A 12,163-nucleotide genomic window follows, 5' to 3' on the forward strand; every position below is an offset into this window, starting at 1 on the left:
GTTGCTCGGGTTGAGTATCGTCCGCCGGGCGGGCCATCGTCTGGAACATTCGTGCAGCGGTGCTCGACGGATGGTCGGCCACTCTGCCCGATGATTGATCTGGGTCTAGGCTTGCTGCCGTCTGCCTGGCGCAGACTCGAACGTCCCGAATCAAGGAGCAAGCCCATGACCCAGACCATGAAAGCGGCAGTGGTTCACGCCTTTGGCGAGCCGCTGCGCCTCGAGGAAGTCAAGGTGCCGATGCCCGGCCCCGGTCAGATCCTGGTGAAGATCGCCGCCTCCGGCGTCTGCCACACCGACCTGCACGCTGCCGAGGGCGACTGGCCGGTGAAACCGTCCCTGCCGTTCATTCCCGGCCATGAAGGCGTTGGCCACGTCGCGGCGGTGGGTGCCGGCGTGACCCGGGTGAAGGAGGGCGATCGCGTCGGCGTGCCCTGGCTGTACACCGCCTGCGGCTGCTGCGAGCACTGCCTGACCGGCTGGGAAACCCTCTGCGAAGGCCAGCAGAACACCGGTTACTCGGTCAATGGCGGCTACGCCGAATACGTGCTGGCCGACCCAAACTACGTTGGCATCCTGCCGAAGAACGTCGAGTTCGACGAGATCGCGCCGATTCTCTGCGCCGGTGTCACTGTCTACAAGGGCCTCAAGGTCACCGGTGCACGCCCCGGCCAGTGGGTGGTGATCTCCGGCATCGGCGGCCTCGGTCATGTCGCGGTGCAGTACGCCAAGGCGATGGGGCTGCACGTGGTGGCGGTGGATGTGGATGACGCCAAGCTGGAGCTGGCCAAGCGTCTGGGTGCCAAGCTGACCATCAACGCACGCACGGAGAATCCCGTGGAGGTGGTCCAGCGCGATATCGGCGGCGCCCACGGCGTGCTGGTCACCGCGGTGTCCAACAGCGCCTTCGGCCAGGCCATCGGCATGGCGCGGCGGCATGGCACCGTGGCGCTGGTCGGGCTGCCGCCGGGAGACTTCCCGACGCCGATCTTCGACGTCGTGCTCAAGGCCATCAGCATCACCGGCTCGATCGTCGGCACCCGCGCCGATCTGCAGGAGGCGCTGGATTTCGCCGGCGAGGGCCTGGTCAAGGCGACCATCCACACCGACAGCCTGGACAACATCAACCAGATCTTCGACGACATGCGCGCCGGGCGCATCGAAGGCCGTATCGTGATGAAGATGTAGCAGGCCGTGCGGCCGGCAGCGCACCGTTCAGCGCGGCGCGTTTGCCGGCACGTTGGCACGCAGCCAGCGCAGCATGGCTTCGGCTGCGGCGCGTCCGCTGGCAAAGCAGGCGGTCAGCAGATAGCCACCGGTCGGCGCTTCCCAGTCGAGCATTTCGCCAGCGCAGAACACGCCGGGTAGCCGGCGCAGCATCAGATCCTCGTCCAGTTCCTCGAAGGGCACGCCGCCGGCGCTGCTGATCGCCTCGTCCAGCGGACGCGGGCGGACCAGGCGGATGGGCAGCGCCTTGATCGCGGCGGCCAGGGCCTGTGGGGCCTGGAAGGTCGTGGCATCGGTCAGCTCGCGCAACAGCGCCGCCTTGACGCCGTCGAGCTTCAGCTGGCGGTGCAGGTGCTTGGCCATGGACTGCGAGCCCCGCGGTCTGGCCAGGGCGCTGGCGATCTGCGTCAGGGTGCGATCCGGCAGCAGGTCGAGCAGTACCGTGGCGACGCCGTCACGGTTGATCGTGTTGCGGATCGGCGCCGAGAGCGCATAGACCAGGCTGCCCTCGATGCCCGTGGCGGTGAGCACGAACTCGCCCTTGCGCGGTGCTTCGCCGGGCAATGCCAGGCTGACCGTCTTCAGCGGCGCGCCGGCGAATTTCTCCCGCAGGTGCTCGCTCCAGCCGGCTACCTCGAAGCCACAGTTGGCCGGCTGCAGCGGCGCGATGGCGATCCCGCGGTTCTGCAGCAGGGGCACCCAGGCGCCATCCGAACCCAGTCTGGCCCAACTGCCGCCGCCGAGGGCGAGCAGGGTGGCGTCCGCCTCGATCAGGCTTTCGCCTTGCGGCCCGGCGATACGCAGCGCGCCATGCTCGTCCCAGCCCAGCCAGCGCTGGCGGGTATGCAGCTGCACGCCGCTTTCACGCAGGCGCTTGAGCCAGGCGCGCAGCAGGGGCGCGGCCTTCATGTCGGTGGGAAACACCCGGCCCGAACTGCCGACAAAGGTGTCGATGCCCAACCCGTGAATCCATTCGCGCAGCGCATCCGGGGAGAAGGCATCGAGCAGCGGACGCAGGTCGCCGGCGCGCTCGGCGTAGCGGCTGACGAACGCGGCGTAGTCCTCGGCATGGGTGATGTTCATGCCGCCAACGCCGGCCAGCAGGAACTTGCGCCCCACCGAGGGCATGGCGTCATACAGGTCGACATTCACGCCTGCCTGCCCGAGCACCTCGGCGGCCATCAGGCCGGCCGGACCACCACCGATGATGGCGACGCGAAAAGAGGAGGGCTGGGGCATGGTGGCAACCGGGCAGGCGAGCGGGGCGGGCATTGTAGCTGCTGACGGTTGCTCAGCCGAGCCCGTGGCGCTGCCAGGCCGAGTGGGCGCTGACATGCAAGGTCGCATGACGATGGGCGAGCAGGGCGCGGTCCTTGTCGTAGCCGCCGCCGATCAGCCCGACCACGGGAATGTCTCGACCCAGGCAGTGATCGAGCACCGCGCTGTCGCGCGCGGCGAGTCCGGCGTCGGTCAGCGAGAGCAGGCCCAGGGCGTCGTCGCGGTGGACGTCGACGCCGGCGTCATAGAGCACCAGGTCCGGCTGATAGATCGGCAGCAGGTAGTTCAGCGTGTCGTGCACGACCTGGAGGTAGGCCTCGTCGCCCATGCCCGGCGGTAGCGGGATGTCCCAGTCGCTATGGGCCTTGCGGGTGGGGAAGTTCTTCTCGCAGTGCAGCGAGACGGTCACCGCATCCGGCACGTTCTCCAGGATGCGCGCGGTGCCGTCGCCCTGGTGCACGTCGCAGTCGAAGATCAGCACGCGCCCGACACGTCCGCTTTCCAGCAGGTACAGCGCGATCACCGCCAGGTCGTTGAAGATGCAGAAGCCCGAGGCGTGATCGCGATGCGCATGGTGCGTGCCGCCGGCCAGATGGCAGGCCAGACCGTGCTGCAGCGCCTGCTCCGCCGCCAGCAGCGAGCCGCCTACTGCCCGCACGGTGCGCTGCGCCAGCTCCGGGCTCCAGGGCAGGCCGAGCCGGCGCAGCTCGTCGCGGCCCATCTCGCCGCTGCAGTAGCGCGCGACATAATCGGCGTCATGGGCCAGAGTCAGGATGTCGCGGCTGCAAAGTGACGGGCGCAATAGCGCTGCGTCCGTGGTCATACCGAGAGTGACCAGGTGGTCACGCAGCAGACGAAACTTCTCCATGGGAAATCGATGGCCCGGCGGCAGCGGCGGGCTGTAATCGTCGTGATAGACCAGGGGAAGGGACATGAACCACGCGTGTTCGACAGATGTGCGCCGCAGTATGCAGGCTGGCCGTCGACGCGCTCAAGGAGCAAGGATGGTCGATCGAATCGCCCTCGAAACCTCGCGTCTGCGGCTGCGCAGCTGGCATGACGACGACCTCGAGCCATTGGCGCAGCTGTGCGCCGACCCGGAAGTCATGCGCTACGACCCGGCCCTGCTGTCGCGGGATGAGTGCGCCGCGCTGATGGTGCGCAGTCGCCTTCATCTGCTGCGGCACGGCTTCGGCCTGTGGGCGCTGGAACGCAAGGACAGTGGTGCCTTTATCGGCTACTGCGGGCTGGTCTGGGCGCCGTCGTCGGTGCCGGGCTCGGCGGTGGAGCTGCGCTGGGGCGTGGCCTGTGAACAATGGGGCCAGGGCCTGGTGCTCGAGGCGGCACGGGCGGTTCTGCAGCATGCCTTCGTCACCCTGCAATTGCCCGAGGTGGTCGCCTGCATGGCGCAGATCAACGAGCCGGCCAAGCAGCTGGTGGCGGAGCTGGGCATGCGCGCCGATCAGGCTGCGTCCTTCTCCCACCCGGAGCTGGCGGCGGGGCACCCGTTGCACGAGCAGCTGCTCTACCGGCTGCAGCGGGGCGATTGGCGACAATAAGCCCTGTTGCTGGAGCGTTGCCGGCGAAATCCGTAACATGGCGCGCCTGTCCGCCCCCCTTATCAAGGATGCCGAAATGACCCAGATACTCGACGCCCTGGTCAATCTGCTGACCCTGGAACGCATCGAGGAAAACCTGTTCCGTGGCGCCAGCCAGGACCTCGGCTTTCCCCAGCTGTTCGGCGGGCAGGTGCTCGGCCAGGTGATCTCCGCTGCCAGCCAGACGGTGACGCCGGAGCGCCATGTGCATTCGCTGCACGGCTATTTCCTGCGTCCCGGTGACTCGCACCAGCCGGTGGTGTACGACGTCGATCGCGTACGCGATGGCGGCAGCTTCACCACGCGACGGGTCAGCGCGATCCAGAAGGGGCAGACCATCTTCACCGGCATCGCCTCGTTCCAGGCCGAGGAAACGGGCTACGAGCACCAGTTGCCGATGCCGGATGTGATCGGGCCGGACGACCTGCCCAACGAGTGGGAGCTGCTGCACAAGCTTTCGCCGATGGTGCCGGAACGTGTGATGGAGAAGCTGCGCCGGCCCAAGCCCATCGAGATTCGCCCGGTCACCCTGGTCGATCCGGCCAACCCGCAGCCGATCGAACCGGTCCGCCACCTGTGGTTCCGCGCCGACGGCTCGCTGCCCGACAGCCCGGCGCTGCACAAGTACCTGCTCGCCTACGCCTCGGACTTCAGCTTTATCGGCACCGCGTTGCAGCCCCACGGCGTCAGCTCGTGGAGCAAGTTCATCCAGCTGGCCAGCCTCGATCATGCCATCTGGTTCCACCGCGAAGTGAAGATGGACGACTGGCTGCTGTACTCCATCGACAGCCCCTGGGCCGGCAATGCCCGCGGCTTCGCCCGTGGCAGCATCTTCAACCGCCAGGGCGAGCTGGTTGCCTCGGTGGCCCAGGAAGGCCTGATCCGCGTGCGCGAGGACTGGATGTGAAGATCGCCGAGGTGCGGCACTGGGTGTTCGACATGGACGGCACCCTGACCATCGCCGTGCACGATTTCGCCGCGATCCGCCGCGCCCTGGAGATTCCCGAGGAGGACGACATCCTCCATCACCTGGCTGCGCTGCCGGCCGACGAAGCGGCGGCCAAGCGCGCCTGGCTGCTGGAGCACGAACGCGAACTCGCCTACGCCGCACGCCCGGCCGAAGGCGCCCGCGAGCTGCTGCATGCGCTGCGCGAGCGCGGCTGCCGCCTCGGCGTGCTGACCCGCAATGCCCACGAACTGGCGCTGGTGACCCTGCAGGCGGTGGGCATGGGCGACTGTTTTCTGCCCGAGGACATCCTCGGTCGCGACGAGGCACCGCCCAAGCCGCATCCGGGCGGGCTGCTGCATTTGGCGGAGCGCTGGGGCGTGGCGCCGGCGTCGATGCTGATGGTGGGGGACTACCGCTTCGACCTGGAATGCGCCAGGGCCGCTGGCGCGCGCGGGGTGCTGGTCAACGTGCCGCGCAATGAATGGCCGGAGCTGGCCGACCTGTACGCGCCTGATTGTCGTGCGCTGCACGGCATGCTGGGCTGAGAGCGGACATCGGCGCCTGGAGGTGGGCTCAGGCCCACCAGTCATTGCAACGGCCCTCGCAGGCGTGCCCGCCCCCCAGGGTGCGGGCGCGCCCGGAAGCGCCTACAGCCGCGCCGCCTTGAAGGTGTCGCAGCGCGCCGGATCACCGTGTTCGAAGCCATCGCGGAACCAGCGCACCCGCTGCGCCGAGGTGCCGTGGGTGAAGGCATCCGGGACCACGCGGCCCTGGCTGCGCTTCTGCAGGTTGTCGTCGCCGATGGCATTGGCGGCGTTCAGCGCTTCTTCCAGGTCGCCTTCCTCCAGCCAGTCGTGGCGTTGCTGGGCGTGATAGGCCCAGACGCCGGCATAGCAGTCGGCCTGCAGTTCCTGGCGCACCAGCAGACCGTTGTCGCCTTCCATCCGCGCGCCACGCTGGCGGGCGGCCTGCATCTGCTGCGAAACGCCGAGCAGTGTCTGCACGTGATGACCGACCTCATGGGCGATCACATAGGCCTGGGCAAAGTCACCGGCGGCGGAAAAGCGCCGGGCCATCTCGTCGAAGAACTGCAGGTCGAGGTAGACCTGCTGATCGCCGGGGCAATAGAACGGGCCGACTGCCGAACTGGCGAAGCCGCAGGCCGAGTTCACGCCGCCGCGAAACAGCACCAGGGTCGGGTCGCGGTACTGCGCGCCGTTCTGCTGGAACAGGGCGCGCCAGGTGTCTTCGGTGTCGCCAAGCACGGCGCGGACGAATTCCACCTGCGGATCGTCGCCAGCCGGGCGCTGGCCTTGCTGAGAGACTGCGGGCCCGCCCTGGTTGGCCAACTGGCCGAGAATCTGCAGCGGATCCTGGCCCGAGAGCAGGCCGATCACTACCACGATGGCGATGCCGCCCAGACCGAGGCCGCCGCCCAGGCGCATGCCGCTGCGGCCTCTGGCGTCCACTACGTTGTCGCTGCGTCGGGCTCGATTCCAGCGCATGAGTTGCCCCTCGGGTGGATGGATGGGAGCGCCGGCCGCAGCGAAGCGGCCAGCGCTTTCCACTCAGACCCGTGCACCGGGCAAAACGCTGCAGCGGATGTTGGCTGTCGGGTACCGATCAGTTGCCGGGGTACTCGGAAATCACGCTCTCCTTGCCCTGCTTGCTGACGCCGATCACCTGGAAGGCGTCCTTGCGCTCACCCATTTCCATGCCGGGTGAGCCGACCGGCATGCCCGGCACCGCGGCGCCGATCAGGTCAGGCTGTGCGCGCAGTTTGAGAATGTCCGCCGCCGGCACGTGGCCTTCGACGAACTTGCCGTCGATCACACCGGTGTGGCAGGAGCCGAGGCGGTGCGGTACTCCATGCTCCATCTTCACCGAGGTCATGTCGTTGACCACGTGATCGGCCACGGCGAAGCCGTTGTCTTCCAGATGCTCGATCCATGCCTTGCAGCAGCCACAGTTGGGGTCACGGTAGACGTCGATGGCGATGGGGTCGGCCGCCTGGGCGAAACCGGCGAACAGGAGGGGGGCGAGCAGAAGACGGCGCATGGGAATCTCCAACGAGCGAGAGGCCCAGAATACGCTGGGGCGATGCCATTCCCAAGCCGCACCCCGCGCGCAATTGTCACGCCGTAAGACGCTTTCGGACGGTCGGTCGACATCGCGGTCGCGAAACAAAACGGGCGCAGCACAGTCCCATGCCAACCGGGATAGCGAGTCGCACATCAGGAGAGTTTTCGATGCGTTTTGCCCGTTTCGTTCTGCTCGCGCAGGCACTGGTGATGGCCAGCCTCAGCCTGGCCTACTGGTTTCGCCCCTACGAGATGGCCAATCTGAACGGCATGCTGTTGATGGAAGGCGCGTCCGTCAGCCATATGCGGGTCTACTACGGCGGCCTGCAGCTGGGCCTGGCGCTGTTCCTGATCTGGGCTGCGCGGGCGCCGGAGCGGGCGCGGCCGGCCCTGATGATGCTGATGATCACCATGACGGCACTGGTGCTCGGGCGGCTGGTGTCGCTCTGGCTGGATGGCGGCGAGCTGGTCGGCTTCGATCTGGCCTCGCTGGTCTACCGGATCTTCGCTGCCGCCCTGGCGGCGGTCGCCTGGTACGTCATTCGTGAGCGTCCGGAGCCGGCGCCCGAGCGCATCGAGCCGGCTGCGCGCAGGCGCGTCAGCGAGCCGCCGAAACCCTTCCAGCTCGGCGAAGTGCCGCCGACGCTCGAGCCGGCCCCGGCCGAGCCGGCTGCGCAGCCGTTTCGTCGTGGCGATCCATCCGAGTGAGTTTCAGGCAGCCGCCTCGAGGTAGGCGGAAAGGCTGTGCTGGTCGAGAATCTCGATGCGTCGTCGCTGCACGGCGATCAGCCCGGCATCGGTCAGCCGGTGCAGGATGCGTGACAGCGTCTCCGGCTGGATGCCCAGTTGCGAGGCGATCAGGCGCTTGGGCAGGTCCAGGTCGATGACGTCGCTGCGCGCCGTCTGCCGCTCCTGAAACAGGTAGCGCACGACGCGCTGGCAGACGTTGGACGAGGTCAGGTTGTCGATCTGGTGCAGGCGCTGGTTGAGCCGCGCGCTCAGGCTGCTGAGCAGCTGCATGCACAGCTGCGGCTGGGTCTCCAGCAGACGCAGGTAGTGGCTGTTCTGCACGTTGAGTACCAGGCTCTCCTTGAGCGTGGTAGCGCTCAGCGGATGTTCGGCGAGCTTGTTGAAGAGCATCGCCTCGGCGAAGGCCTCGCCCGGACGGATCACCTCGATGACCTTCTCCTGGCCATCGCAGGTGACGCGGTGCAGCTTGACCTGGCCGTTGATCAGCACATGGAAATGCTCGGGCGCATCCCCCTGATGGAACAACGTGCAACCGGCCGGCAGATGCCTGGCCGTGGTGTGCGTGGCGATGTTCTGCAGGGCCGTTTCCGACAGCCCGCGGAACAGATGATGACGGCGCAACGTATTGAGCACTGCGGAGCCTGTCAGCATGGCCATCCCCCTCCTTTTGATGGGGGCATGCTAGGTTGCACGGTGCCGCTATCCCATTTCCCCTAAGCCATACCTCTTTATGGGCAAAGGAGGTAGTCGCGCTCAGCGGCTGCTGCCGGCGAGGCGCTCGTAGTCCAGGGTCAGCTGCTCGATCTTGCGCAGCAGCGAATCGCTGGTGGTGACGATCACCGTAGGGACGAAGCGGGAGTCATCCGCGAGGCTGAAGCCGGCCCGGGCGAAGCGCCACTGGGCGGCGATCTGTTCGAGCTGGCGGTTGATTGCCTCGGTGTTCTGCGGCGCCTTGTTCAGCTCATCCAGGCCGCGCTCGAACTCCGCGACCGCGGCATCGAAGTCCTCCCGCAGACGTTGATCCGGCAGTTTCCAGCTCATGGCCAGGTAGAGCATGGCGATGCGTTGACTGAGCATGCGCTGGCGTCCGCTGCGGTTGACCAGGCGCGCCGCGTGGTTGCCGCTGTGGCGCTCGATTTCCTGAACCAGAGCCTCGCTCTGAGCGAGGAAGCGCTCGGCCAGGCGCAGCAGCTCGGCCGACTGCTCGCGGTCCGGACGGCTCAACGCCAGCTGGCGGTACTGGTGCCAGGTCTGGGTAGTCTCGTCGAGGGCCTTGCGGATGCCGTCGCTGGGCGCATAGTCGCCCAGCAGCTGGGCGTTTTCCTCGAGGCTGGCGATGCTGCTGTCGAGCTGGCTGGCGGCGAGGTCGACGCGGGTATCGGTGCCGATCATCAGGTAATTCTTGGCAATGCGCTGGCTGAGCATGCGCTGCATGCCGGCGCGGTTGACCGCTTCGGCGTCGCTGATGGCAGCCTGGCAGGAAAGGCTGCCGGCGAGCAGGCCGAGCAGCAGGGAGGTGGGTAGCAGGATCTTGAACATGGGCGCTCCTTACGTCCGGGCGGGCGCGATGCTGACCAGCCGGTCAGTTCGACGAGGACGAGACGATAGAGCGCTTCACGTGGATGACATTGATGATCGTCAAGGGGGCGGCCACGGCATTGCGCCTTGCGCGCTCACGCACAGAATGCGAGCGATTGGCGGTGGCTCAACCTTTCGCCTCGTTCTCCAGCACCCAGACCGCGGCCTCGACCCGTGAGCGCAGGCCCAGCTTGTGCAGCAGGTTCTTCACATGGACCTTCACCGTGCCCTCGGTGATGCCGAGCTTGCGGGCGATCATCTTGTTGCTCTGGCCCTTGGCGATCTGTCGCAGCACTTCCTTCTCGCGCTTGGTCAGGCTGGAGAACTGCACCTGCCCGGTGGGCTTGGGGCGCACCCGGATGGCTTCGGCGAGCACCTGGGTCAGCTCCGGGCTCAGGGCCATGCGTCCGGTGGCGGCGATGCGGATCTGCTCGATCAGCTCCTCGGCGTCCATGTCCTTGAGCAGGTAGCCGTCGGCGCCGTTGCGCAGCGCTTCGAGCACGTGGCTCTGTTCGTCGGAGACGGTGAACATGATGATGCGCGCGTCGATATCGGCATCGCGCATGCGTCGGGTGGTCTCAAGGCCGTCGATGCCCGGCATGTTGAGGTCCATCAGAATCAGGTCGGGTTCGATCTGCTGCGCCAGGCGGATGGCGTCCTCACCGTTGCCGGCCTCGCCGACCATCTCCAGGTCGTCTTCCAGCTCCAGCAGGTCACGCAGACCCCGACGCATCATGGGATGGTCGTCGACCAGCAGGATTCGTGTGGTTGTCCCTTCGTTCATGCGTGACAGGCTCCTGTATCAGGGGAATGTGGCGATAGGCGGGCGGGAAGCGCAGGTGTACCCGGGTGCCGCCGCCGGGACGCAGCCCGATGCTGATGCTGCCATTCAGGCTGTTGGCGCGCTCGCGCAGGATGATCAGGCCATAGTGGCCGGTGCGCTGCTCCTCGGGCCTGATGCCGATGCCGTCGTCCTCGATCTCGACGTTGATGGTGCCGATGCCGTCCTGGGTCAGGCGCAGCCAGCAATGCTCGGCCTCGGCGTGCTTGACCACGTTGCTCAGCGCCTCGCGGATGATCTGCAGGCAGTGCACTTCCTCGTTGGGCGTCAGTGGGCAGTGGTCCAGCTGGAAGTCGCTCTCGATGTGCAGCCCGGAGTTGGCGCCGAACTCCTCGATGGTGGCCTGTAGTGCCGGCTTGAGCCCCGGTTCGTTGACCTTGATGCGGAAGGTGGTGAGCAGCTCGCGCAGCTGGCGGTAGGCCGAATTCAGTCCGCGGTCGATCTGCTGCACGCTGTCATCCAGCTGCGCCTGACCGCTTTCCTTCTGCATCAGCCGCTTCAGACGCGCCAGCTGCAGCTTCTGTGCGGACAGCGCCTGGGCCAGCGAATCGTGCAGCTCGCGGGCGATCACCGCGCGTTCTTCCATCAGCGCCAGTCGGGCCTGCTTCTGCCCCAGCTGCGCCAGGCTCAGGGAGGCAGCGAACAGGTCGGCCAGGGTGGTCAGCAACAGCGTTTGCCAGGCTTCCAGTGGCTGGCCCGGCGGATGGGCGACGCGCAGCGAGCCGAGATCATCCGGCCCGGAGCGCAACTCGAAGGATATCAACTCCTCACCACTGGGCAGTCGGCCGGTCTGGTTGACCAGGCAGGTCCCGCATTGCGGCAGCTTGCAGTACTCGGGCGGGCGGAGATCGCGGGAGGTCATGGCGGTATGGCTGCCGGCTTCGGCCGAGCGGTTCAGGCACAGCGAGATCGGCCCGGTGCCGAGGATCTGCTGCATCTTGGCGAGCAGCGAGCCCATCATCTGCGAAGGGTCGTCCGGCTGGCTGTAGAGCATGCGCGCACTGTTGAATAGCAGCTGCAGCGTGGCGTTGCTGCGGGTGAGGGCGGCGGTCTTGTCGTCGACCTTCTGCTCCATGTCGGCATAGAGGCTGGCCAGCTCCTTGCTCATCTGGTTGAGGGTGCGTGCCAGCAGGCTCAGTTCGGTTTCGCCGGGGATCTGTACCTCGCCGCTGAAGTCACCCTTGCCGATGTCGCGCGCCAGCTTGGTCAGGCTGCGCAGCGGCGTGGCCAGGTTGTTGTGCAGGCCGTAGATCAGCACGAAGGCGATCAGCACGATGACGAACAGCGTCCCCGCCTGCAGGGCACGGATGACGCCAAGCTTGCCCTCGGAGGCTTCCTGCAGGGAGCGCACGAAGACGTCCAGCTCCCTGACGAACTCCGGTACCTCCCGGCGATAGTCCTCCAGCTGCGGTGGCTGTGCATCGAGCAGCGGACGCATGCGTTCCTGCCAGTGTTGCAGCACACCGGCGTGCAGAGCCGGCAGCTCGGTGTTGCCATGGCGGTGCAGAGCCGAGCGCAGCGTGGCTGAGCGCAGGGTCCGTTCCAGTGTGTCGATGCGTGCCTCCAGTGCCGCTTCCGGACCCTGCTCCGCGGTGAACGACAACCGGTAGGCCTGCATGCGCAGGCTGCCGGCCTGGTTGATGGCCTCGGCATCGCCTTCCAGCGCATCGGCCAAGTAGAGGCTGGCCAACATGCTGACCAGGGAAAAGCCGATGATCACGACGAACGCCACCAGCGTATTGAAAACGATGGAGTGGCGGGTCGAGAGCTGGTCGCGGTCGAGTTGAGGCATGGTCGGCTCGTCGGGCGGCGATGACGCATTCTGCGCCTTGCGGCATTCGCTTGCCATGGTGAGGGGTGT

General features: G+C 67.0%; 13 protein-coding genes. 5 read left to right on the forward strand and 8 right to left on the reverse strand.

Translation table 11 applies throughout. From position 1 onward, the window contains the following. Positions 1-165: 165 nt before the first annotated feature. Positions 166-1,188: an alcohol dehydrogenase AdhP gene (adhP, locus tag PSTAB_RS03905; RefSeq protein WP_013981783.1), complete on the forward strand. Its 1,023-nt coding sequence runs from the start codon at positions 166-168 to the stop codon at positions 1,186-1,188. Positions 1,189-1,215: 27 nt separating this feature from the next. Here the strand turns inward: adhP and PSTAB_RS03910 are convergent, their stop codons facing one another. Then, complete coding sequence (locus tag PSTAB_RS03910; protein WP_041771639.1) at positions 1,216-2,499, reverse strand: BaiN/RdsA family NAD(P)/FAD-dependent oxidoreductase; 1,284 nt, start codon at positions 2,497-2,499, stop codon at positions 1,216-1,218. A gap of 19 nt (positions 2,500-2,518) precedes the next feature. After that, complete coding sequence (locus tag PSTAB_RS03915; protein WP_013981785.1) at positions 2,519-3,439, reverse strand: histone deacetylase family protein; 921 nt, start codon at positions 3,437-3,439, stop codon at positions 2,519-2,521. A 70-nt stretch (positions 3,440-3,509) separates the two neighbouring features. Here PSTAB_RS03915 and PSTAB_RS03920 point away from each other — a divergent pair, with 70 nt between their 5' ends. From PSTAB_RS03920 to PSTAB_RS03930, 3 genes are all read left to right on the forward strand, one after another. Next, a complete protein-coding gene (locus PSTAB_RS03920; protein WP_013981786.1) occupies positions 3,510-4,064 on the forward strand; it encodes a GNAT family N-acetyltransferase in 555 nt (184 codons plus the stop codon). Between the two features lie 76 nt (positions 4,065-4,140). Further along, the gene (tesB, locus tag PSTAB_RS03925; RefSeq protein WP_013981787.1) at positions 4,141-5,010 is read left to right on the forward strand and encodes an acyl-CoA thioesterase II; all 870 of its coding nucleotides are present in this window, start codon (positions 4,141-4,143) and stop codon (positions 5,008-5,010) included. Continuing rightward, positions 5,007-5,597, forward strand: coding sequence for an HAD family hydrolase (locus PSTAB_RS03930; RefSeq protein WP_013981788.1), 591 nt, complete (start codon positions 5,007-5,009; stop codon positions 5,595-5,597). The genes tesB and PSTAB_RS03930 overlap by 4 nt, the downstream gene beginning before the upstream one ends. A gap of 102 nt (positions 5,598-5,699) precedes the next feature. Here the strand turns inward: PSTAB_RS03930 and ypfJ are convergent, their stop codons facing one another. Next, positions 5,700-6,557 (reverse strand): KPN_02809 family neutral zinc metallopeptidase, encoded by an 858-nt coding sequence (gene ypfJ, locus PSTAB_RS03935; protein ID WP_041771640.1) that lies wholly within the window; start codon positions 6,555-6,557, stop codon positions 5,700-5,702. A gap of 118 nt (positions 6,558-6,675) precedes the next feature. After that, positions 6,676-7,110, reverse strand: coding sequence for a DUF411 domain-containing protein (locus tag PSTAB_RS03940; RefSeq protein ID WP_013981790.1), 435 nt, complete (start codon positions 7,108-7,110; stop codon positions 6,676-6,678). Positions 7,111-7,301: 191 nt separating this feature from the next. Between PSTAB_RS03940 and PSTAB_RS03945 the strand changes: the two genes are divergently transcribed. Beyond that, on the forward strand, positions 7,302-7,841 hold the full coding sequence (locus PSTAB_RS03945; protein WP_013981791.1) for a DUF4345 domain-containing protein: 540 nt from the start codon (positions 7,302-7,304) through the stop codon (positions 7,839-7,841). A gap of 3 nt (positions 7,842-7,844) precedes the next feature. Here the strand turns inward: PSTAB_RS03945 and PSTAB_RS03950 are convergent, their stop codons facing one another. The 4 genes from PSTAB_RS03950 to PSTAB_RS03965 all read right to left on the reverse strand — a co-directional run bounded on the left by PSTAB_RS03950 (position 7,845) and on the right by PSTAB_RS03965 (position 12,151). Further along, positions 7,845-8,540 (reverse strand): Crp/Fnr family transcriptional regulator, encoded by a 696-nt coding sequence (locus PSTAB_RS03950; protein ID WP_013981792.1) that lies wholly within the window; start codon positions 8,538-8,540, stop codon positions 7,845-7,847. Positions 8,541-8,636: 96 nt separating this feature from the next. Next, entirely contained in the window at positions 8,637-9,422 is a 786-nt protein-coding gene (locus tag PSTAB_RS03955) for a type IV pili methyl-accepting chemotaxis transducer N-terminal domain-containing protein (RefSeq protein WP_013981793.1), read from the reverse strand. Between the two features lie 166 nt (positions 9,423-9,588). Further along, positions 9,589-10,197 carry a two-component system response regulator NarL gene (narL, locus tag PSTAB_RS03960; protein WP_011912081.1) on the reverse strand — a complete coding sequence of 203 codons (609 nt, stop codon included), beginning with the start codon at positions 10,195-10,197 and terminating at the stop codon, positions 9,589-9,591. Beyond that, positions 10,175-12,151: an ATP-binding protein gene (locus PSTAB_RS03965; protein WP_013981794.1), complete on the reverse strand. Its 1,977-nt coding sequence runs from the start codon at positions 12,149-12,151 to the stop codon at positions 10,175-10,177. Before PSTAB_RS03965 ends, narL begins: the two co-directional genes overlap by 23 nt. Between the last annotated feature and the right edge of the window lie 12 nt (positions 12,152-12,163).

The sequence above is a fragment of the Stutzerimonas stutzeri genome (assembly GCF_000219605.1).
In the GTDB taxonomy this organism is placed as follows: Bacteria; Pseudomonadota; Gammaproteobacteria; order Pseudomonadales; family Pseudomonadaceae; genus Stutzerimonas; species Stutzerimonas stutzeri.

Bases quoted from the DNA above. Each gene is read 5' to 3' on its own strand.
- PSTAB_RS03965 (WP_013981794.1), bottom strand. From the start codon at position 12,151: ATGGCAAGCGAATGCCGCAAGGCGCAGAATGCGTCATCGCCGCCCGAC.
- PSTAB_RS03945 (WP_013981791.1), top strand. From the start codon at position 7,302: ATGCGTTTTGCCCGTTTCGTTCTGCTCGCGCAGGCACTGGTGATGGCC.
- PSTAB_RS03910 (WP_041771639.1), bottom strand. From the start codon at position 2,499: ATGCCCGCCCCGCTCGCCTGCCCGGTTGCCACCATGCCCCAGCCCTCC.
- PSTAB_RS03955 (WP_013981793.1), bottom strand. From the start codon at position 9,422: ATGTTCAAGATCCTGCTACCCACCTCCCTGCTGCTCGGCCTGCTCGCC.
- PSTAB_RS03940 (WP_013981790.1), bottom strand. From the start codon at position 7,110: ATGCGCCGTCTTCTGCTCGCCCCCCTCCTGTTCGCCGGTTTCGCCCAG.
- tesB (WP_013981787.1), top strand. From the start codon at position 4,141: ATGACCCAGATACTCGACGCCCTGGTCAATCTGCTGACCCTGGAACGC.
- narL (WP_011912081.1), bottom strand. From the start codon at position 10,197: ATGATGCGTCGGGGTCTGCGTGACCTGCTGGAGCTGGAAGACGACCTG.
- PSTAB_RS03915 (WP_013981785.1), bottom strand. From the start codon at position 3,439: ATGTCCCTTCCCCTGGTCTATCACGACGATTACAGCCCGCCGCTGCCG.
- PSTAB_RS03920 (WP_013981786.1), top strand. From the start codon at position 3,510: ATGGTCGATCGAATCGCCCTCGAAACCTCGCGTCTGCGGCTGCGCAGC.
- adhP (WP_013981783.1), top strand. From the start codon at position 166: ATGACCCAGACCATGAAAGCGGCAGTGGTTCACGCCTTTGGCGAGCCG.
- ypfJ (WP_041771640.1), bottom strand. From the start codon at position 6,557: ATGCGCTGGAATCGAGCCCGACGCAGCGACAACGTAGTGGACGCCAGA.
- PSTAB_RS03950 (WP_013981792.1), bottom strand. From the start codon at position 8,540: ATGGCCATGCTGACAGGCTCCGCAGTGCTCAATACGTTGCGCCGTCAT.